Annotated in this window: 14 protein-coding genes; 6 read left to right on the top strand and 8 right to left on the bottom strand. The window is 69.8% G+C overall.

Annotated features, from left to right (window positions below; all coding sequences use genetic code 11):
• Positions 1 to 128: 128 nt before the first annotated feature.
• Positions 129 to 1,850, bottom strand: a complete 1,722-nt coding sequence (locus JOL79_RS35425; protein WP_210156372.1) for an RICIN domain-containing protein — start codon at positions 1,848 to 1,850, stop codon at positions 129 to 131.
• Positions 1,851 to 1,999: 149 nt separating this feature from the next.
• Positions 2,000 to 2,143: a hypothetical protein gene (locus JOL79_RS14730; RefSeq protein ID WP_210156371.1), complete on the bottom strand. Its 144-nt coding sequence runs from the start codon at positions 2,141 to 2,143 to the stop codon at positions 2,000 to 2,002.
• A 248-nt stretch (positions 2,144 to 2,391) separates the two neighbouring features.
• Here JOL79_RS14730 and JOL79_RS14725 point away from each other — a divergent pair, with 248 nt between their 5' ends.
• Complete coding sequence (locus JOL79_RS14725; RefSeq protein ID WP_307848524.1) at positions 2,392 to 3,414, top strand: LacI family DNA-binding transcriptional regulator; 1,023 nt, start codon at positions 2,392 to 2,394, stop codon at positions 3,412 to 3,414.
• A 326-nt stretch (positions 3,415 to 3,740) separates the two neighbouring features.
• Positions 3,741 to 5,147, top strand: coding sequence for a family 43 glycosylhydrolase (locus tag JOL79_RS14720; RefSeq protein ID WP_210156370.1), 1,407 nt, complete (start codon positions 3,741 to 3,743; stop codon positions 5,145 to 5,147).
• A 49-nt stretch (positions 5,148 to 5,196) separates the two neighbouring features.
• Here the strand turns inward: JOL79_RS14720 and JOL79_RS14715 are convergent, their stop codons facing one another.
• Positions 5,197 to 5,706, bottom strand: a complete 510-nt coding sequence (locus JOL79_RS14715) for an NUDIX domain-containing protein (protein ID WP_210156369.1) — start codon at positions 5,704 to 5,706, stop codon at positions 5,197 to 5,199.
• A gap of 318 nt (positions 5,707 to 6,024) precedes the next feature.
• Between JOL79_RS14715 and JOL79_RS14710 the strand changes: the two genes are divergently transcribed.
• The 3 genes from JOL79_RS14710 (at position 6,025) to JOL79_RS14700 (ending at position 8,012) form a co-directional block, all read left to right on the top strand.
• A complete protein-coding gene (locus JOL79_RS14710) occupies positions 6,025 to 6,279 on the top strand; it encodes a hypothetical protein (RefSeq protein ID WP_210156368.1) in 255 nt (84 codons plus the stop codon).
• On the top strand, positions 6,276 to 7,601 hold the full coding sequence (locus JOL79_RS14705) for an FAD-binding oxidoreductase (RefSeq protein ID WP_210156367.1): 1,326 nt from the start codon (positions 6,276 to 6,278) through the stop codon (positions 7,599 to 7,601). The genes JOL79_RS14710 and JOL79_RS14705 overlap by 4 nt, the downstream gene beginning before the upstream one ends.
• Before the next feature lie 111 nt (positions 7,602 to 7,712).
• On the top strand, positions 7,713 to 8,012 hold the full coding sequence (locus tag JOL79_RS14700; RefSeq protein ID WP_230984809.1) for a WhiB family transcriptional regulator: 300 nt from the start codon (positions 7,713 to 7,715) through the stop codon (positions 8,010 to 8,012).
• A 65-nt stretch (positions 8,013 to 8,077) separates the two neighbouring features.
• On the opposite strand, the gene JOL79_RS14695 is transcribed toward JOL79_RS14700, so the two are convergent.
• Both JOL79_RS14695 and JOL79_RS14690 read right to left on the bottom strand, forming a co-directional pair.
• A complete protein-coding gene (locus JOL79_RS14695; RefSeq protein ID WP_210156366.1) occupies positions 8,078 to 10,810 on the bottom strand; it encodes a helix-turn-helix transcriptional regulator in 2,733 nt (910 codons plus the stop codon).
• Positions 10,811 to 10,956: 146 nt separating this feature from the next.
• On the bottom strand, positions 10,957 to 11,613 hold the full coding sequence (locus JOL79_RS14690; protein WP_210156365.1) for a sigma-70 family RNA polymerase sigma factor: 657 nt from the start codon (positions 11,611 to 11,613) through the stop codon (positions 10,957 to 10,959).
• 439 nt (positions 11,614 to 12,052) lie between these two features.
• Between JOL79_RS14690 and JOL79_RS14685 the strand changes: the two genes are divergently transcribed.
• Entirely contained in the window at positions 12,053 to 12,916 is an 864-nt protein-coding gene (locus tag JOL79_RS14685) for an alpha/beta fold hydrolase (RefSeq protein ID WP_210156364.1), read from the top strand.
• A gap of 106 nt (positions 12,917 to 13,022) precedes the next feature.
• Here JOL79_RS14685 and JOL79_RS14680 read toward each other — a convergent pair whose 3' ends face one another.
• From JOL79_RS14680 to JOL79_RS14670, 3 genes are all read right to left on the bottom strand, one after another.
• Entirely contained in the window at positions 13,023 to 15,791 is a 2,769-nt protein-coding gene (locus JOL79_RS14680) for a helix-turn-helix transcriptional regulator (RefSeq protein WP_210156363.1), read from the bottom strand.
• A 174-nt stretch (positions 15,792 to 15,965) separates the two neighbouring features.
• Positions 15,966 to 16,733: an SDR family NAD(P)-dependent oxidoreductase gene (locus JOL79_RS14675; protein ID WP_210156362.1), complete on the bottom strand. Its 768-nt coding sequence runs from the start codon at positions 16,731 to 16,733 to the stop codon at positions 15,966 to 15,968.
• 220 nt (positions 16,734 to 16,953) lie between these two features.
• Positions 16,954 to 18,372: helix-turn-helix transcriptional regulator (locus JOL79_RS14670; protein WP_210156361.1), on the bottom strand; the 1,419-nt coding region annotated here is incomplete at its 5' end.

Genomic DNA, 18,372 nt, shown 5'->3' with positions numbered 1-18,372 from the left:
CGATGCGGGTCTGGCGACGCGCGTCTCCCGCCGCCGGTACCGATCAGGGGTGCCGGCGGCGGGAGACGCGCTCAAATCAGGCCGTACTCAGATCAAGCCGTACTTACATCAACGGCCCGGTCTTCGGACTAGCGGGCGGTGAGGGTCCAGAGGTGGTCGGCGGTGCCGTTGTCGTCCCACTGGAGGACCTGAGCGCCGGAGGAGGTGCTCATGTTCGTGACGCCGAGCACCTTGCCGCTGTTGTTGTTGCGGAGCTTGTAGTGGCCGCTCCCGTCGGAGATGACCTGCCACAGGTGGTCGGCGGTGCCGTTGTCGCCCCAGATCAGGGCGGTCCCGCCGTTGCTGGTGCTCATGTTGGTGATGCCGAGGAGCAGTCCGCTGGCCTTGTTGACGATCTTGAAGAGGCCGGAGCCGGCGTCGGTCAGCGTCCAGGTCTGGGTGTTGCTGGACGAGGGCGTGGCCTGGTCGACCAGGGTGCCCTGGGCGGTGCCGGAGTTGGTGGTGTCCAGGGCGAGGCCGCTGTTCACGTTCTTGATCTGGTAGGTGCCGGCCAGCGAGGTCCCGCCGCCGCTGCCCGGGGTGACGACCAGGTGGTACCCGTAGGTGGAGTTCATCCCCGAGACGGGCACGGTGATGGAGCCGTTGGACACGGTGTAGTTCGACTCGCTCAGCGTGGACGGCCCGGAGACGGCCACCGTACGGCCGGGCGAGGGGGTGTACTCGAGCTTCACGTGGACGGTGCCGCCGAACGAGCCGAGCCCGTTGACGGTGACGGCGCTGTCGCCGGAGCCGCCGCCGAAGATGACGCTGAGCTGGTTGCCCGCGCTGTTCATCGCCGCGGCGCCGTCGATGCCGGTCTGCGCGGGCGGGGTGGTCGTCACCATGGTGCCGCTCATGTCGCCGTACCACTTGTAGAGCCAGTAGGCGCCGTTGGGCGAGCCGCCCCGGCTGGTGAGCAGGTCGCCGAGCGTGCCGGACTGGTTCCAGAACGCCAGCTCGGCGTCGTGGATGCCCAACCGCTCGAACTTGGCGATGTAACTCACGAGGGCGCCCGGAACGCCGACCTCGGACGGGGCGGCGTACTCCTCGATGGCGATCGGACGCGGGCTGATGCCGTACTTCTGCTCGAGGCCGACGACCGTGGCGACGTCACCGGCGATCTTGGAGGCCCTGGTCAGCTCGTGCCAGGCGATGATGTCGGGGACGGTGTTGGTCGCGACCGCGTTCCGCAGGAAGTTGTCCATGTCGCTGATGTTGTCCGAGAAGCTCGGACCCTGGATCGGGGTCGTCGGGTCCTTGGCCCGCACCTCCCGGTAGGTCCTGGTCCAGAAGTCCTCGTATGTTCCGTTGGACGACTTCCAGGTGTTGTCCGACTCGTTCCACAGCTCCCAGGCGGCCAGGTTGGTGATCCCCGACGACTTGGTCTGCGCGATCTGCTGGTCGACCAGGGTGAACCAGTCGTTCCAGCTGAACTGGTACGGCCAGCCCGCGTAGACGTCGGACAGCCGGTTCACGACCTTCGCGCCGACCCTGGCCGCCTTGGGGGCCACGGTCAGGATGTCGCCGGTCCCCTGCTGCTTGCCGCCCTGGGGCTTCTGGACGAAGGTGTTCGGCTTGATTGCCTGGGCCAGGCTGTCCGACGGGTTCGTCGCGTCCGCCAGGCCGTACAGCGAGCCGGAGGCCACGTGCGTCACCGGACGGAACGACTGGTTCGCGCTGACCACCAGGGTGGTGGAGGGGGTGGCGGCGGCCTGGGCGGGAGCCTCGGCGAGTCCGGTGCCGACCGCTGCGAGTGCGAGCGATGTGACCAGGGCAGCGGCCTGCCCTGCTCTGGATTTGACTGTCTTCACTGCGAGCTCTCCTGATGGGTTGGGGGGTGGAGGTGTGCGGAGCGAAACCGCGGACGTCGGCGGCAGGAGATGAAAGTTTCAGGGCCTCGACGTGTGCTCGGCTGGGGGACCACGCCCACGGCATGACGCCGGCCGCGTGGCCACGGGTCTCAGCCCTCGACCGCGCCGGCGGCGACGCCGGCGGCCGTATGACGCGGGGCCGGCAGCGCGGCCGTGGGCCGCTGAGCGGCTCGTGGATACGCGCCGAGCCGCACCGGGCCGGTCGCGGAGAGGGCGGAAGACTCGCGGGACATGGAGTTCCCCATATCAGTGCCTGTACGGCGGTCACGACGACGCAGTGCGCAACACACGTTGAGCAACTGCGCAAAAGTTTTCAAGCCGGAAACGTATGGTGAACCCGCCCGTGCGTCAAGACTGCTAGCGCTGCCAGTTTTCGCTTGCGCACAACTGACCAAGAGTGGGAAACGTTTGCGCACAACTGGCCAAGACGGGAAAGCGGTGGGACCATGACCGCAGCGGTGGTGAGAGCAAAGGATTGTGTGTGTCGGAGTCGGGTCGTACGGTCACAAAGGCGAGGGCCACGCTCAGCGACGTCGCCGCACTGGCCGGCGTCAGTGTGGGAACGGCGTCGAGGGCTCTCAGCGGAACCGGGCGCATGCGACCCGAGACCCGCCAGCGCGTCATCGACGCCGTCCAGGCCCTGGACTTCCGCCCCAACCAGCAGGCGCAGAGCCTGTACGCCGGCCGCAGCTGGACGGTGGGCCTGATGACCACGGACGGCATCGGCCGGTTCAGCACCCCGGTCCTCCTCGGCGCCGAGGACGCGCTGGGCGCCGGCAAGATCTCCGTTCTCCTGTGCGACACCCGTGGCGACGTGATCCGCGAGCAGCACCACCTGCGGAACCTGATGGACCGCCGCGTCGACGGCATCATCGTGACCGGCCGTCGCACCGACCCTCGTCCCCCGCTCGACGGCGTCCACGGCGGCGTACCCGTGGTCTACGCGCTCTCTCCCTCGACCGACCCCGCCGACATCTCGGTGGTGTCGGATGACGCGCAGGGTTGCCGGCTGGCCGTCGACCACCTGCTGACGGCGGGGCACACCCGTATCGCGCACGTCACGGGACCGGCCCACCACGCCGCCGCCGTCGATCGCGCCCGCCACACCGAACGGTTCCTCGCGGACGCCTCCCTTCAACTGGTCACCGGCAAGCCGCACTTCGGCGACTGGAGCGAGGCCTGGGGGCGGCGCGCCGCGGAGATGGTGCTGCGCACGGCGCCGGACACCGACGCCTTCTTCTGCGGCAACGACCAGATCGCCCGCGGCGTGACCGACACGCTTCGCGAACGCGGCATCCCGGTCCCGGGGGCGGTCGCCGTCGTCGGCTACGACAACTGGGAGACCATGACGCTCGCCGCCCGTCCCCCGCTCACCACGATCGACGTCAATCTGACCGAGATCGGCCGCATCGCCGCCCTGCGCCTCCTGGACGCCATCGACAACAACCCCGCACCGGGAGTCCACATGATCCCGAGCAGGCTGGTCGTCCGCGACTCCGCCTGAGCCACGTGGCCGTCCCCGTGCCCGTCCTCCTGATGCGGGTGGTCGGCGCTATCGGACGGAACGCTCTCCTCGCAGCCGTCATGCGGATGCGGGTGGACTTTACCTTCAGCGCTCGCCGTTCGCCCCGCCCCCTCCCGTCTTATGCCGCCGAGCATGAACGGTGCAAAGTTTCATCGGGCTCACGGCGGACCAACACCCTCTGAGCTGTGGCGTTGCCGCGGGATGTCATTCATGGCATTCATGCCCCTCATCGCCTGATTGACGGACAAACTGCCGTTTCCTACCGTCTGAACCCCTGCAGGCAACCGACTCGGATGGGGTTGGACATGCGACGTTCGATCGGATGGACGGCACGAGTGGGGGCCATCGCCGGCGTTCTCGCGTCGGCGATCGCAGGGACGATGACCGCTCAGGCGCCGGCCATGGCCGAGGTCTCCTGTCGCGTCGAGTACGCGGTCACCAACCAGTGGCAAGGCGGCTTCGGCGCCAACGTGGCGATACACAACCTCGGCGACGCGGTCACCGGCTGGCGGCTGACCTGGTCGTTCGGAGCCGGACAACAGGTGACCCAGGCGTGGAACGCCACCGTGACCCAGGCCGGTGGCAGTGTGACCGCCGTCGACGCGGGGTACAACGCCGCGATCCCCTCCGGAGGCACCACTTCATTCGGGTTCAACGGTTCCTGGAACGGCACCAACCCCGACCCGGCCTCTTTCTCACTGAACGGCGTACCGTGCACGGGCGCTCCCGGCTCACCGAGCGCGAGTCCCAGCCCCTCGCCTCCGCCTTCACCGACGGTCTCGCCGAGCCCCTCGGCATCATCGGGCGGTCCTACGACCCCGCCGGCGTCCTACCCCAACCCCGGCCGCGTGACCGGCGACATCGGGGTCCACGACCCCAGCGTGGTGAAGCGCCCCGACGGGGGCTACCTCCTGGCCCACACCGGCGACGACATCGTCCTCAAGACGTCCTCCGACCGAGTGGCCTGGCGCAATGCCGGAGCGGTCTTCCCTGGCGGCGCTCCGTGGACCACCTCCTACACCGGTGGCAGCAGGAGCTTGTGGGCGCCGGACATCTCCTATCACAACGGCAAGTACTACCTGTATTACTCGGCCTCGTCCTTCGGGTCGAGCAACTCCGCCATTTTCCTGGCCACCAGCTCCAGCGGGGCCTCGGGCTCGTGGACGAACCAAGGAATGATCATTTCGACGAACTCGTCCAGCGGCTACAACGCGATCGACCCCAACCTCGTCATCGACGACCAGGGTAGATGGTGGCTGACCTTCGGCTCGTTCTGGAGCGGCATCAAGCTCGTCCAGCTCGACCCGGGCACCGGCAAGCGGCTCGACAGCACCCTCCGGAGCATCGCGCAGCGTCCGGGCAGTACCGCGATCGAAGCACCCTTCATCGTCAAACGCGGCAACTACTACTACCTGTGGGCCTCCTTCGACCTGTGCTGCCGGGGCGCTTCCAGCACCTACCGGATCATGGTCGGCCGCTCGGCGAGCGTCACCGGCCCGTACGTGGACCGCGACGGCGTGGCGATGACATCCGGCGGAGGCACCCAGGTGCTCGCCGGTCATGGCTCCATCCACGGCCCCGGCCATCAGGCGGTCATCAACGACAGCGACGGTGACGTGCTCTTCTATCACTACTACGCCGACAACGGTGCGTCCCTGCTGGGGATCAACAAGATCGGCTACGACTCGGCCGGCTGGCCGTTCGTCTACTGAGAGGGACCGATCACGAGCGACTTCCATGTCGAGGATTGGGACGGGCAGGCTAAGGGAGACGGCGAATGAGGCCGTCCTCCACATAACCGTCCTCCAAATAGGCGGTCCGGCCTGCGTCCACCGCCGAGATCGCCGCGTTCATCCGCCGTGCCAGGCCCGGCGGCAAGAGCTCGCCGAGCTCCGCGGGCTCGGCGAACACATATTCGTCGAGCTCCTCGGGCTGGAGACGTAGCGCCGCGATTTGGGAATCAGCGAGCACGCCCGCATTGAAGACGAACATCAGCCCTGCGTCCCACGGCGGCGCGGGTGGCACCCAGTCGACGCAGGCGAGCCGACCCACCGGCGGCGCGATGCCCAGCTCCTCCTGCAGTTCCCGTAGCAGAGCACTGACGGGGGACTCCCCCGCCTCCACGATCCCGCCGGGGATCTCCCAGTCGTCCTTGTAGACCGGGTGCACGACAAGCACCCGCCCCTCGTTGTCTCGGAGCAATGCGCCCGCCCCGGCACGAAGGCGCGGTACGGAGGCGACGTAGGCCAGGTATGACGCGGAGTCCCTCATGACGGCTCCGACACTACGAGCCGCGCCCTTCCTGGCGCCGGTGTATCCCCGAATCCGCAGACGGCCCCTACACCGCTGGGCGGGATCCGCGGTCTCCCGCCGACGGCGCAGCCTCATCAGCTCCCACCGCCAGCCGGCGGAGCCGTCCCGCTCTCCCTCTGAAGACCGGACGACCGCACGGGTCGTGACAGCGTCCGCCTCTCGATCCGTGGTGTCACAGATCCGCAGGCTCGCCCGGTCCAAATTGGCGAGTCGAGCCACCGACCGGATCAGCGGGGTTCGCGAGGTCCGGGCGGAGAAACGAGATTCGGAGGAATGATGAGCGGTCCCATCAGTGAGAACGACTTTCTCCACGAGCTCAAGGCCGTGGTCACGGTCGAACTGACCATGGCCGAGGTGAGTCAGTCGCAGGACGATCGTGACGTGCCGGTCAGCGATTGGTTGCTCGATCCCGTCGAGACCGAGCGCGCGCGGGTGGGGGCACTCGGCATTCTCGCCGCGATCACGGAATTGCAGAACGGCTCTCCGTTCCGGCCCTCCATCGGCCGGGGCCTGATGCGGGAGCAGCCGTGACGCCGCACCTGTCCGCCGCCCCGCCCGAACTGGAAGGCAAGATCGTCACTCCTGTGGACCCGCGGTATCTCCTGCTGCGCTCCACGCACACGGGAGTGGCCGAACCCGCGCTCGTCCTGCTTCCCGAGAGCACCACCGAGGTGGTCGCCGCGCTGCGCTTCGCCCGCGACAGGGACCTGCCCGTGACCGTGCGCAGCGGGGGGCACGGCGTGTCCGGGCACGCCACCCATGACGGCGGCGTGGTCATCGACCTGTCGGCGCTGAACCGGGTCGAGGTGCTCGACCGACGCAAAAGGCTGGTCCGGGTGCAGGCCGGCGCCCGCTGGGCGGCCGTCGGGCAGTCCCTCGCCCCGTACGGACTTGCGATCGGCTCCGATGACCACGGCGATCTCGGCGTCGGCGGCCTGGCCACGGGCGGCGGGATCGGCTGGCTGGTACGCGACTACGGACTGACCATCGACCGCATCCGCGCCGCCGACGTCGTCCTGGCCGATGGAACGATCGCCCGCGCCGACGCCGAACACGACCCTGACATGCTGTGGGCCGTACGAGGCGCCGGAGCCGGGGTGGGCATCGTGGTGGAGTTCGAGATCGAGGCGATGGAGGTGTGCGACGTCGGATATGTGCAGATCGCCGTGGAGATCAAGCGGGACGGCCGCGCGCTGCGGCAGTGGGCCGACCACATGGCCTCCGCCACACGTGGGCTGACCACCACCGTCAGCGTGCAGTCCTGCGGCTCCGCGCTGGTCGCCTCCATCACCGCCGTGGTCGCCGGCACAGACAGGCATCACCTGCGGGCCGCGGTCGAACCGCTGCTCCTTATCGGCACCAGGCTGCTCGACCTGAACGTGCGGCTCACCCCGTACCACGCCCTGCTCGCCACTCCTCACCTGTACCCCGGCTCCGGGCAGCAGGCCGGCGCCACCACCAACGGCCTGCTCCGGGCCATGACCGACGACGACGCGACGGCGATCATGGCGGCCGCGACCATGCCTCAACAGCCCTCGATCCAGCTTCGTTCGGTGGGCGGGGCGGTCAACGACGTGCCCGCCGGCGCGACCGCGTACCCGCATCGGCATCAGGACACGCTGGTCATCGCCTCGGTGTTCCCTCCGCGGCGCGGCGCGGAACTGGACGCGGTCTGGCAGCCGCTGGCCGGACGGTCCGACGGAGCCTACGGCGGCTTCGAGAGCCGGCCCGGCCCGGACGCCTTCGCGCGAATCTACCCCGGCGCGACCGGCCAGCGGGTCACCCGCCTGTGGAACCGCTACGACCCGGACGGCGTCTTCCGTCGGAAAGAGCCTGGTCGCGGTCGGGGGTGAGATCGACCTCGTCACCGGCGGTCAACTGGCCCGCTACCTCTCCCGCATCCGTCGGCCCGGGGACCACGTGGTCCTCGACCTGGCCGGCCTGTCCTTAACAAGGTGAACATCATGACCGTTCAGCAGATTCACCAGCACCATAAGCCCCGCCGCCCTCTGGACTGGGCCGCCCGCGCCGCCTGCCTGGACGCGGACCCCGGCCTGTTCTTCCCGATCACATGGGATGAGCATCCCGATCATCCCGAAGAGCGGGCACGGCGCATCTGCACGACCTGCCCCGTGCAGGCGGCCTGTCTCGACTGGGCCCTGCGCACCGGCGAAGCGGACGGCATGTGGGGTGGAACCACCCCGGACGAGCGCCGCCGGTTACGCGCCCGCCAAGGGCCGGCCGCGTCCGATGCGGGGAGCTGATTGAGGCCTGTCTTGCTGATGCACCGCTCTGACCTGCGGGTATCCCATCCGCTCCGGTCTCCATGTCACGTCATCGGCCTCTTGCCGCCGTTGCCGGTCAGGGCCTGCGGAAGTTGGCGGCGAGAGGTGATGTCGAGCTTGGCGAACACCTTGCTCAGGTGGTACTCGACGGTACGCGGGCTGAGGAACAGCTGGGCCGCGATCTCCGGGTTCGACAGGCCCGCCCGGGCCAGACCGGCGATCTGGCTCTCTTGGGGCGTGAGCTGGTCGCGCGTGACGGCGGTGCGCCTGCGGACGCTCTCTCCGGTGGCCAGCAGCTCGCGACGGGCCCGTCCGGCGAACGCCTGCATGCCGATCGCGGTGAAGATGTCGTGGGCGGTGCGCAGTTGCGTTCGCGCGTCTGCCCGCCGCCCCTCATGGCGTAGCCACTCGCCGTAAAGCAGATGCGCGCGGCCGAGTTCGGGCCGGAAGCCGGTCCGGCCCAGCCGGTTGACCGCCTCGCGATACCAGCGCTCGGCGTCCTCGCCCTCGCTGAGCAGCGCTCGGGAACGCGCGTAGATTCCCTGCCCCCAGTCGGTCTGGCCGATGCCGGTCGCCTCGGCCAGCCGGCCGAGAGCGTCGGCGGCCAGCACGGTCTGCCCGGTTCTGTGGGCCGCCTCGATCAGATCAGGAAGCGCCCACATGGATATGTGCAGGGGTGCCTCCTGGGCGGCTTGCGCCTCGGCGAGGGCCTTCTCGTAATGGCCGAGTCCGTTATAGAGGATGGCGGCCACCCACTGCGGGAACTGCACGCCGACCCCCTGATTGGCGGCTCGGGCATCCGCGATCACGGCCTCGATCATCGGGACGGCCTCGGCTTCCACTCCCCGGAACCCCGCGAGCATCACGGCTCCGGTTGGGGCGTGACGGGTTCCTGTCGCCGCCGCGATCGCCTCCCCCTCGGCGACCAGTGAAGCGGCCTCCGCGAAGTCACCGCGCCAGGCCGAGAAGACGGCCATCGACTGCACCCAGATCACCAGCGTGCCGAGCAGGCCCGACTCGCGGCAGGACTGGATCTCGCGAGTCTGGATCGCGTACCAGCACTCCTCGTCCCACACTCTCGCCGCGGCGACCACTGCCACCGGGCTCCATCGCAGGCGCTCCGCCATGGGGATGTCGTCTTCGGCGAAAGACCGAGCCGATCGTCTCAGCAACGGTGCCGCCTGGGCGCTTCCCTCAGTGATCAGGGCCGACAGGCCGTCCAGCAGGAGATCCGACGGCCGGGGCCTGCCAGTGGGCGGTGGGGCTGACCTGGCGGCCTGGGAGACTTCGTACAGGGCATCGGCTCCCGCGAACTGCCCGGCGAACAACGCGGCGTACCATGCCTCCAGGTATGTCTGCCGCGCTAGGTCGGCGTCCAGCGGCTCCAGTCGTTTGGCCGCCCCTGCCAGCAGCGCGGGAGCGTCGCCGCCCAAGTTGGAGGCGAACGCGATCTGTCCGCGTATGAGCTCGACGCGGACCTGCTGGAGTTCGTCCAGCGGGCCCGCCGCCGCCATAGCGAGCAGTTCGGCCGCCATGTCGAAAGCGCCTGCCCAGACATTCGCCTGCGCGGCCGCCAGGGCCCGCTCGGACCGCGATCGGGATTCGCCCGTCAACTCGGCCGCGCGTTGCATGAACGCCGCGGCCGCGGCCATGCCCCCGCGGGCCTGCGCCCGCTCCGCGGACCGCTCCAGTTCCGCGGCCACTTCGTCGTCGGGTCCCGATGTCGCCGAGGCCAGATGCCATGCCCGCCGATCCGGGTCACGGTCGCGATCGGTCGCCTCGGCCAGCGCATGATGCGCCGCCCGCCGCTCGGACGGCGACGCCGCCGAGTACACCGCCGACCGCACAAGCGGATGCCGGAACCGCACCCGCGTCCCAGGCTCCAGCAGCCCGTTGGCCTGAGCGGCTCCCGCCGCGGAGGCGGGAATCCCGAGCCGCCCGGCCGCCCGCCAGATCAGCGCCGGGTCGACGGTCGGCTCGGCTGCCGCGACCAGCATCAGCGACCGTGTCTCGGCCGGCAGAGCCTCCAGCCGGCGCCGGAAGCCCTCCTCGATACGCGTAGGGACCGCCTGCGCCTCGACCAGCCCGAACCCGCCCGCCAGCTGCGTGGGGCTCAGTCCGCGTGGCAACTCCAGGAGTGCCAGGGGGTTGCCGTTGGTCTCGTCCAGAATCCGGTCCCTGACCCGTTCGTCCAGCGGAAACCGGACCACCGAGCGCAACAGGGTATGGGCGTCCTGCTTCGGCAGGCCACGCACCTCGAGATCGGCCAGCCCACGGAACTGCTCCCCCGGCTCACGGGCCGCGAAGATCAGCCCGACCGGCTCGGCGAACAACCGCCGCGCCACGAAGGTGAGCACCTGCGCCGACGACTGGTCCAGCCATTGCGCGTCATCAACCACACATAAGAGCGCGCGTTCCTCGGCTGTCTCCGACAGCAAGGTCAGCACCGCCAGCCCGACCAGGAAGCGGTCCGGCGCGTCCCCCTTGCGCAACCCGAATGCGACGCCCAGCGCGTCACGCTGCGGACCGGGCAGGGCCTCGAGCCGATCCAACAGCGGCGCGCAGAGCAGATGCAGGCCGGCGAACGCCAGCTCCATCTCCGATTCCACGCCTGCCGCCCGGACCACTCGCATGTCCGCGGCGGCCTCCACCACATGCTGCAGCAGCGCGGACTTGCCCACCCCGGCCTCACCCCGCAGCACCAGCGCTCGCCCGCGTCCGGACCGCAGATCCCCCAGCAAGCCGTCAAGCGCCGCACGCTCTCGCTGTCGGTTCAACAGTGGCGGCGTCGGCTCTGCTAACGTCCGCATGCCCGTCTCCGTCCCCCGTTCAGCGCCGGCTTCCGTTCAGCGGCGACTTCGCCGACGCGGCTGAGTCAGTGACGTCAGGCGTTCGCCAGAATGCCACCCCCGGATGGTAACGATCAAGGCGACCCCTCGGCATGGTCGCCGGAGCTGATCACGTCCGCGGCGAGGAGATCTTCCAGGGCTCTCATGTTCCCCTCCCGAGCGGCGTCGAGGAAGATCGTCAGAAGGCGCCGGTGCTCATGACTGTCGATCGACTGGCGCCGGCCGGAGCTCAGGTGCTTACGGGCCCGGCTCACCAGCTGGCGGACGTTGGCCGGGCTGAGCCCGATGATCTCGGCGATCCGCTCGTAGGGGTAGACGAAGGCTTCACGGAGGACGTAGGCGGCCCGCTGGGCCGGGGTGAGCTTCTCGAGTAGCAGCCGCAAAGCTACTGCGAGTGCCTCACGCCGCTCGACCCCGACGGCGGGATCGGTGCTGGTATCGATGGGCTCGGGCAGACACGGGCCTACGTAGATCTCACGGCGGACCCGGGCGGACTGCGTGGCGTTGATGGACAGCCGCGTCGTGACCAGGGTCAGGAACGCCGTCGGTTTGGCGATGGCCGAGCGTTCGGTCTTCTGCCAGCGGAGCCAGGCCTCCTGGACGATGTCCTCGGCTTCCGCCGAGCGGGCGAGCACGCCGCAAGCGATGCGGTAGAGGCTCGGACGTACTTTGACGAAGGTGGCGGCGGCCTGTTCCAGGGAAGTCGTCTGGCTTTGCGTTTCGGGATCCATGCTCACTCACACCTTCGATGGACGCTGTCGAGTCACAGTCCGAACCGGTGATCCGGCGGCCTTCGCCGCGGTGGGTAAACGGGTTTCTCGCGGTGCCCGCCAGCGACACGGAGTCGCGCGGCCACCATGGACTCTGGCCGGGCACATGCCATGGCCGCACCAGGGAGATACCTGGCGCGGGTCCCTAGCGGGAGCCGGGTCCGGGGGTCACCGGCCGACCGCGACCCCCGGGGCACCGGGCCACACACGGGGGCAAGCGACAGGCGTCACGCGGCGTCCTGGTGTCCGGTCTTACAGACGAGTCGGCGATCACGCGCTCGACTCCGGCTCCGGCTATGACAGACGGCTATGACGCCGACGGCGACGTCTTCGGCGCGCGAACCGTCTCGGGTCCGCCGGCCCCCCGGAGCCGCCATCCCACGCGGAACAGGACAGAGCCATGACCAGTCCCCCAGCCAACGCATCCCTCCACGCCAAAAGAGGACCCTTCGCCGTGGTGCCCCTCCTCACGGCGGTCGTCTTCATCCTGGCGGCACTCAACCCGGCGCACAGCGCCGCCGCGCAGGACAGCCGATCACGGACGGCGAAGCCCGTCATCGTGCTTGTACACGGAGCCTGGGCGGACGCCTCGAGCTGGAGCCGTGTCGTCGCCAGGCTCCAGGACGACGGCTACACGGTGAGGGCGATCGCAAATCCGCTGCGATCGCTGTCGGGCGACGCCGCGTCCGTGAAGGCCTTCCTCAAAACGCTGACGGGACCGATCGTTCTCGTCGGCCACTCCTACGGCGGAGCTGTGATCACCAACGCGGCCACCGGAAACCCCAATATCAAGGCACTTGTCTATGTCAACGCCTTCGCGCCCGACGCCGGCGAGTCGGCGACATCACTCGCGGGGCCGGACTCCGCTCTCTCAGCCCCGGACCCGACGACCGTGTTCGACCTCGTTCCCGACACCCTTCCGCCCACCGCGGACACCGAGCTGTATCTCAAGGACTCGACCGTCTTCACGTCGTTCGCGAACGGGCTGAGCGCGGATGAGAAGGCAATCGTGGCGGCTTCACAGCGATCGGCCACGGTCGGGGCGCTCAACGAGCCGTCCGGAACTCCCGCCTGGCGGACGATCCCGTCCTGGAACCTCATCGGCACCAAGGACCGGATCATCCCGCAGAGCGCCCAACGGGCCATGGCCGAGCGTGCCGGTTCCACCATCATCGAGTACGACGCGGGACACGTCGGTCTGATGACGGATCCCACAACCGTCACGCGCGTGATCGAGCGGGCGGCGAGGGCGACCGTTCACTAACGGGCCGTGTTGAAGAGATCCGGCCGGGGCGTCGAGCCATCACGGCTTGATGCCCCGGCTCGGGGTCGTGTGCTGACTTCCGCCCATGAACTCCGAACACGGAGCATCAGGCGGTGACCGCCGTGCCTCCGAGGAGTGTGGCGCTGATCTGGGTACGGGAGACGATGCCGAGCTTCTGGAAGACCTTGCGCAAGTGCCATTCGACGGTATGCGGGCTGATGAGGAGCTGCGCGCCGATCTCAGGGTTCGTCAGCCCGTCACAGGCCAGGCGTGCGATCTGCGCCTCCTGAGGGGTGAGGATGGCGCGTCCCTTGGGGCGCCTGCGTACCGTCTCGCCGGCGGCTTGCAGCTCGCGCCGCGCACGTTCGGCGAACGCCTCGGCCCCCATCTGGGTGAGCATTTCGTAGGCGATGCCCAGGTGCTCGCGCGCGTCGACGCCGCGGTCCTCCCGGCGCAGCCACTCGCCGTAGAGCAGCCGGGCGCGAGCGAGCGTCACCCGGACACCGGTGCGGCTGAGCCGCTCGATCGCCTCACGGTATGAAGCCTCGGCGGCTTCACCGTCGCTCACCTGGGCACGAGCGCTCGCTGAGGTGCCGAGAGCCCAGTCGGTGCCACTGGCCTGAGCGAGCTGTTCGAGCTTCCGGGCGGCTTCGGCGGCGCGGGCCGGTCGTCCGCTGCGGACGGCGGCCTCGACGAGCTCGATCAGGGACCTGATGAACGCTCCGCCGAACTCCGGCGGATGCTCAGAGCCTCGCGCGGCCGCGAGGTATGCCGCTTCGTAGCGTCCCAGGCCGTTGTAGAGCACCGCCTTCGCCCAGTGGGTGGCGGTCACCACCTTGCCTTCCCCCTGAAGGGCCGCCTCACGTGTGACCGCACTGATCACCTGCTGCGTCGCGGCTTCCCGGCCTCGCCACGGCTCGAGCACCAAAGCGGCGTATCGGGCGAAGAAGCGGCTGCCCGTCACCTCACCGATGTCGACCGCCTCGGCGAGCAACTCTTCGGCGATGGCGAGTTCGCCGGCAAGGGCCCGATTGGACACGAGCATGTGGAGAGCCGACGGCAGCACCGACAGGGCACCCGTCTCACGAGCCAGGTCGACCAGCCTCGTCGAGAGCACCGACCAGCTGTCGAAGTCCAGGACGTTATGAGCGACGCGGCACGCGAACGGGAGCCAGCCCAGCCCCTCCTCCCTGGAGACCCCGTCGTCGCGGAAGGACTCCAGGGCCCGCAGCACCATCGGCGTGCCCGCCGTATAGCCCTCAACGGCCATCACTGCCACGCCGTTCAGGAACAGATTGGTGCGCTCGGAGGCCGGCCCCGGCGGTGCGGCAAGTATCGCCCTCGCGACGTCCGCCAGGCGAGCGCCGTTAGGCAGATGGCCGGCTGTGATGACCGCGAACATCGCGTCACGATAGGCCTCGCGGGCGAGCCCGGCGTCCAGCGACTCGAGCCGTGCCGCGGCCTTGAGCAGCAGCGGCAGGCCGGCGCCGGCACTGGTTGAGGAGAAGACGACCTGGCCACGCAGCAGGTCGGCCTCAGCGGAGCCGCGTTCGTCCAGCGGGCTGAGCTCGGCCGCGTCCAGCAGTTCCAGCGCGGCGTCGTACCCGCCGGCCAGGTACTTGGCCCGGGCCGCGGCCAACGCTCTGGCGGCGCGGCGGGCGGCGTCGGGGCTCAGCTCGGCCGCACGCTCCAGAAACGCGGCCGCCGCGGCGACCCCGCCGCGCAGCCGCGCCCGATCCGCCGAACGCTCCAGCTCGGCAGCCACCGTCTCATCGGGACCGGCCGTCGCGTTGGCCAGATGCCACACTCGTCGTTCTGGATCGGCGTGCGGATCGGTGGCTTCGGCGAGTGCGCGGTGCACCCGCTGCCGGTCCTGCGGGGTCACCACCTGGTAGGCCGCCGAACGCACCAGGGGATGACGAAACCGCGCCCGGGTGCCGATGCTGATCAGTCCCGCCGCTTCGGCTGGCGTCGCGGCGGCCGCGTCGATGCCCAGCCGCTCTGCCGCGCGGGTCAGCACGGTCACATCGCCCATCGGCTCGGCCGCCGCGATGAGCAGAAGCTGTTGTGTCTGGGCCGGGAGCGCCCGGACCCGATGGAGGAAGCTCCGCTCGTTCTGGCCGGACGGCGGCCCCGCGTCAGGCCTTCCGAACCCTCCGGCCAGTTCGGCAGGCGTCAGTCCCAAAGGCAGCTCGAGCAGGGCCAGCGGATTGCCGTGGGCCTCGGCGACGATCCGGTCCCGGACCCGCTCATCCAGCCGGCCGGGAGTCACGGACTCCAGCAGGGCGCGGGCGTCGTCGTCGTTCAAGCGCCCCACCTCGAGCTGCCGCAGCCCTGTCAGGTCGGGTTCGAAATGGTGTTCGCGCACCGCGAGCACCAGTCCGATCGGCTCGGCGGACAGGCGCCGCGCGACGAAGGAGATGGTCTGCGCGGAGACCTGGTCCAGCCACTGGGCGTCGTCGACGAGGCAGAGCACCGGCTCTTCACCGGCCGCGTCGCCGAGCAGGCCGAGCGCCGCGAGCCCGACCAGGAAGCGGTCCGGCGGAGTTCCCGCGGTCAGCCCGAACGCGGTCCCGAGCGCGTCACGCTGCGGGTCCGGCAGGCGGCAGAGGTTATCCAGGAACGGGACGCACAGTTGATGCAGTCCCCCGAAGGCGAGCTCCGTCTCCGGCTCTATACCCGAGGCCCGGACGATCCGGCAGCCGGACGCGCCGCGTCGCGCGTATTCCAACAGCGCCGTCTTGCCGATGCCGGCCTCGCCACGCAGGACCAGGACCGAACTGTGGCCGGCCTGCACCGTCGCCACGAGTTGATCCAGTCTCTCGCGCTCCACCTGCCGGCCGTGCAGCCGCAACCGGGGTTCGCCGCCGGCCATCAGCACCACCCGGCGGGCGCGCCGGAGTCGATGTCACGGCCGGCGCGGGGCCACGCGCTGATCCGCGCCGCGCCGTCTCCGCACGACCGCGACACGCTCATGATCACGATTTCCCCTCCTTCACCAGCGGTTTGGTGGTGCCACTGTGATCACGATGCTGATCGGCAGGCGCGACTACCACGTCTGGTCGCCGGCGCGGACCAGCATCTCGTTGACGGCGACCCGCCGGTCTCGGGTGACGATGTAGCTGATCGCGTCCGCGACGTCCTCCGGCCGCAGCGCTTCGATTCCGGCGATCCGCCGGCGGGCCGCGTCGCGGACGGTGTCGCTGAGGTGGTTCATCAGCTCGGTGTCCACGACGCCGGGCTCCACCACGCCGACCCGGACCCGTTCGCCGAGCAACTCCTGGCGGAGTGATTCGGTGAACCCGTTCAGGCCGAACTTGGTGAGGCTGTAGACGCTGCTCCCCGGCTGGGCGACTCGCCCGGCCGTCGAGCCGACGTTCACCACATCGGCGACCTGCCGCGGCGACGTCGACGCCGCGTAGATCAGGTGCGGGACGGCGGCGTGCGTGACGTGCAACAGCGCGGCCACGTTGAGCGAGATCATCCGATCCCACTCCGCGACGGTGCTGTGCAGTGCCGGGTTGAGCAGCATGATCCCGGCGTTGTTGACCAGGATGTCGAGGCGCCCGAGCTGGTCCAGCGTGTCCTGCACGGCGTCCTCGGCGCGTTCCGGCTCGGTGATGTCCGCCGCGATCACGGCCGCCTGCCCGCCCAGCCCGGCGATGTCGCGCGCGACCTGCTCCAGGCGGTCGCCGCGACGGGCGACCAGGGCCACGGCCGCGCCCTCACGGGCGAGACGGCGCGCGGTCGCGGCGCCGATTCCGCTGCTGGCGCCGGTGACGAGCGCGACGGCTCCGTCCAGCGGCTGTTCGGACATGGCTGCCTCATTCTCTTGTGGCCCACGATGACGCGACGTCGTCGTGGAAAGCGAAATGCCGACACGACCAGCCTCGGCGGCCGGTCACCGGATCGCACCAGGGTGTCTCACTGGTCTACACGGGCCAGGGATGGCCGGTGGGCGGGCGTGCGCGCGAAACAGGTCGCGCTCGCCTGCGCGACCTGCGATGTCAGAGCGGCCGGCAGCCGGCCGCTCACCTCTACTGCGGGGCGGACTCGCTTTCGTCGCGGGACAGGACACCGCGAAGCTGCGTCCGGGAGCTGATCCCGAGCTTGATGAAGATCTTGCGGAGGTGCCATTCGACGGTGCGCGGGCTCACGAAGAGACGGGCCGCGACCTCCGGGTTGGACAGGCCGTCCCGCACGAGCAGGGCGATCTGTCGCTCCTGCACCGTCAACTCCTCGCTCGACGACGCCTCGTCCCTGCGCTTGCGGCGGACGCTCTCTCCCGTGGCGAGAAGCTCGCGCCGGGCACGCTCGGCGAACGCCTCCATCCCGATCGAGACGAACATCTCGTACGCGGTCCGCAAGTGGACCCGCGCCTCGGCCCGCCGGCGGTTCCGGCGTAACCACTCGCCGTACAGCAGGCGAGCACGCGCCAGTTCGGGCCGCAGCAGCGTCCGGCCCAGCCGCTCGATCGCCTCCCGGTACAGGTCGTCCGCGGCGGCGGCGTCGATCAGCAGCGCCCGGCAGCGAGCCAGAATGCCCTGGGCCCAGTCCGTGTCGCACGACTCCGCCAAATCCACCAGGTCCCCGAGCGCCCCGTGGGCGGCCGCGTCGTTCCCGACGCGCGCCGCCGCCTCCACGAGCTCGGGGAGTGCGAATTGGTAGACAAGCAGGTTGGCGCTTCCGATGGTGGCCTGCGCCGCCGGCAGCGCGAGCTCGTAGCGGGCGAGGCCGTTGTAGAGCACCGAGGCCGCCCAGTGGGCGGACACCACGCCCCCCAACTGGCCACTGGCACCGGCCTCCTGGACCGTCGCGGCGATCAGCGCCGAAGCCTCGTCCTCCTTGCCCTGCATCGCCCTCAGCAGAAGCCGGGTGTGCTGCGTCATGGGCACCCCCGTCGCCTCCGCGACGGCCCCCGCTTGGGCGACGAGCGTGGCTCCGGTGGCGAAATCACCGCTCAGCAAGACCGGCACGCCCAACGCGTGGAGGTAGATGGGCAGCTCGGACAGGGCGCCGGCCGAACGCACCTCCTCGAGCACCCTGGCAGGCGTCTCGAACATGAGGCGGTCCTCCCAGATGTACGAACCCACGGCACAGGCCGCCCATCCCACCTTCAGGAGGTCTCGTACGGGATAGTCCGTGAGCGCGTCCTGCGTTCTTCGCAATGCGGGAAGCGCGGCCCTGCGGCCGTCAGTGACGAGCAGCGCATAGCTTTCGAGCACGAGATCGAGGACATCCGCGCCTGCTTCTGGAGAGGGAAGCCGCCGCATCGCCTGGGAGACGGCCAGGAGGCTCTCGCGGTTGCCGGCGCCGAAGGAGGCCGCACCCCAGGCGATGAGATACGTCTCCCGGGCGAGGTCCATGTCGAACGGCTCCAGCCGCTGCGCGGCCGTCAGCAGCATCAGCGGCGCCTCGTTGTTGAAGCCGGCCGCGAACGTGATGTGACCGCGAAC

This window comes from Microbispora oryzae (assembly GCF_017896165.1).
Lineage (GTDB): Bacteria > Actinomycetota > Actinomycetes > Streptosporangiales > Streptosporangiaceae > Microbispora > Microbispora oryzae.
This window is presented reverse-complemented; position numbering and strand designations above follow the sequence as displayed.

Excerpts from the sequence above, each read along its gene's own strand:
- JOL79_RS14720 (WP_210156370.1), top strand. The coding sequence starts at position 3,741 with ATGCGACGTTCGATCGGATGGACGGCACGAGTGGGGGCCATCGCCGGC.
- JOL79_RS14690 (WP_210156365.1), bottom strand. The coding sequence starts at position 11,613 with ATGGATCCCGAAACGCAAAGCCAGACGACTTCCCTGGAACAGGCCGCC.
- JOL79_RS14730 (WP_210156371.1), bottom strand. The coding sequence starts at position 2,143 with ATGTCCCGCGAGTCTTCCGCCCTCTCCGCGACCGGCCCGGTGCGGCTC.
- JOL79_RS14680 (WP_210156363.1), bottom strand. The coding sequence starts at position 15,791 with ATGGCCGGCGGCGAACCCCGGTTGCGGCTGCACGGCCGGCAGGTGGAG.
- JOL79_RS14715 (WP_210156369.1), bottom strand. The coding sequence starts at position 5,706 with ATGAGGGACTCCGCGTCATACCTGGCCTACGTCGCCTCCGTACCGCGC.
- JOL79_RS14710 (WP_210156368.1), top strand. The coding sequence starts at position 6,025 with ATGAGCGGTCCCATCAGTGAGAACGACTTTCTCCACGAGCTCAAGGCC.
- JOL79_RS14700 (WP_230984809.1), top strand. The coding sequence starts at position 7,713 with ATGACCGTTCAGCAGATTCACCAGCACCATAAGCCCCGCCGCCCTCTG.
- JOL79_RS14675 (WP_210156362.1), bottom strand. The coding sequence starts at position 16,733 with ATGTCCGAACAGCCGCTGGACGGAGCCGTCGCGCTCGTCACCGGCGCC.
- JOL79_RS14685 (WP_210156364.1), top strand. The coding sequence starts at position 12,053 with ATGACCAGTCCCCCAGCCAACGCATCCCTCCACGCCAAAAGAGGACCC.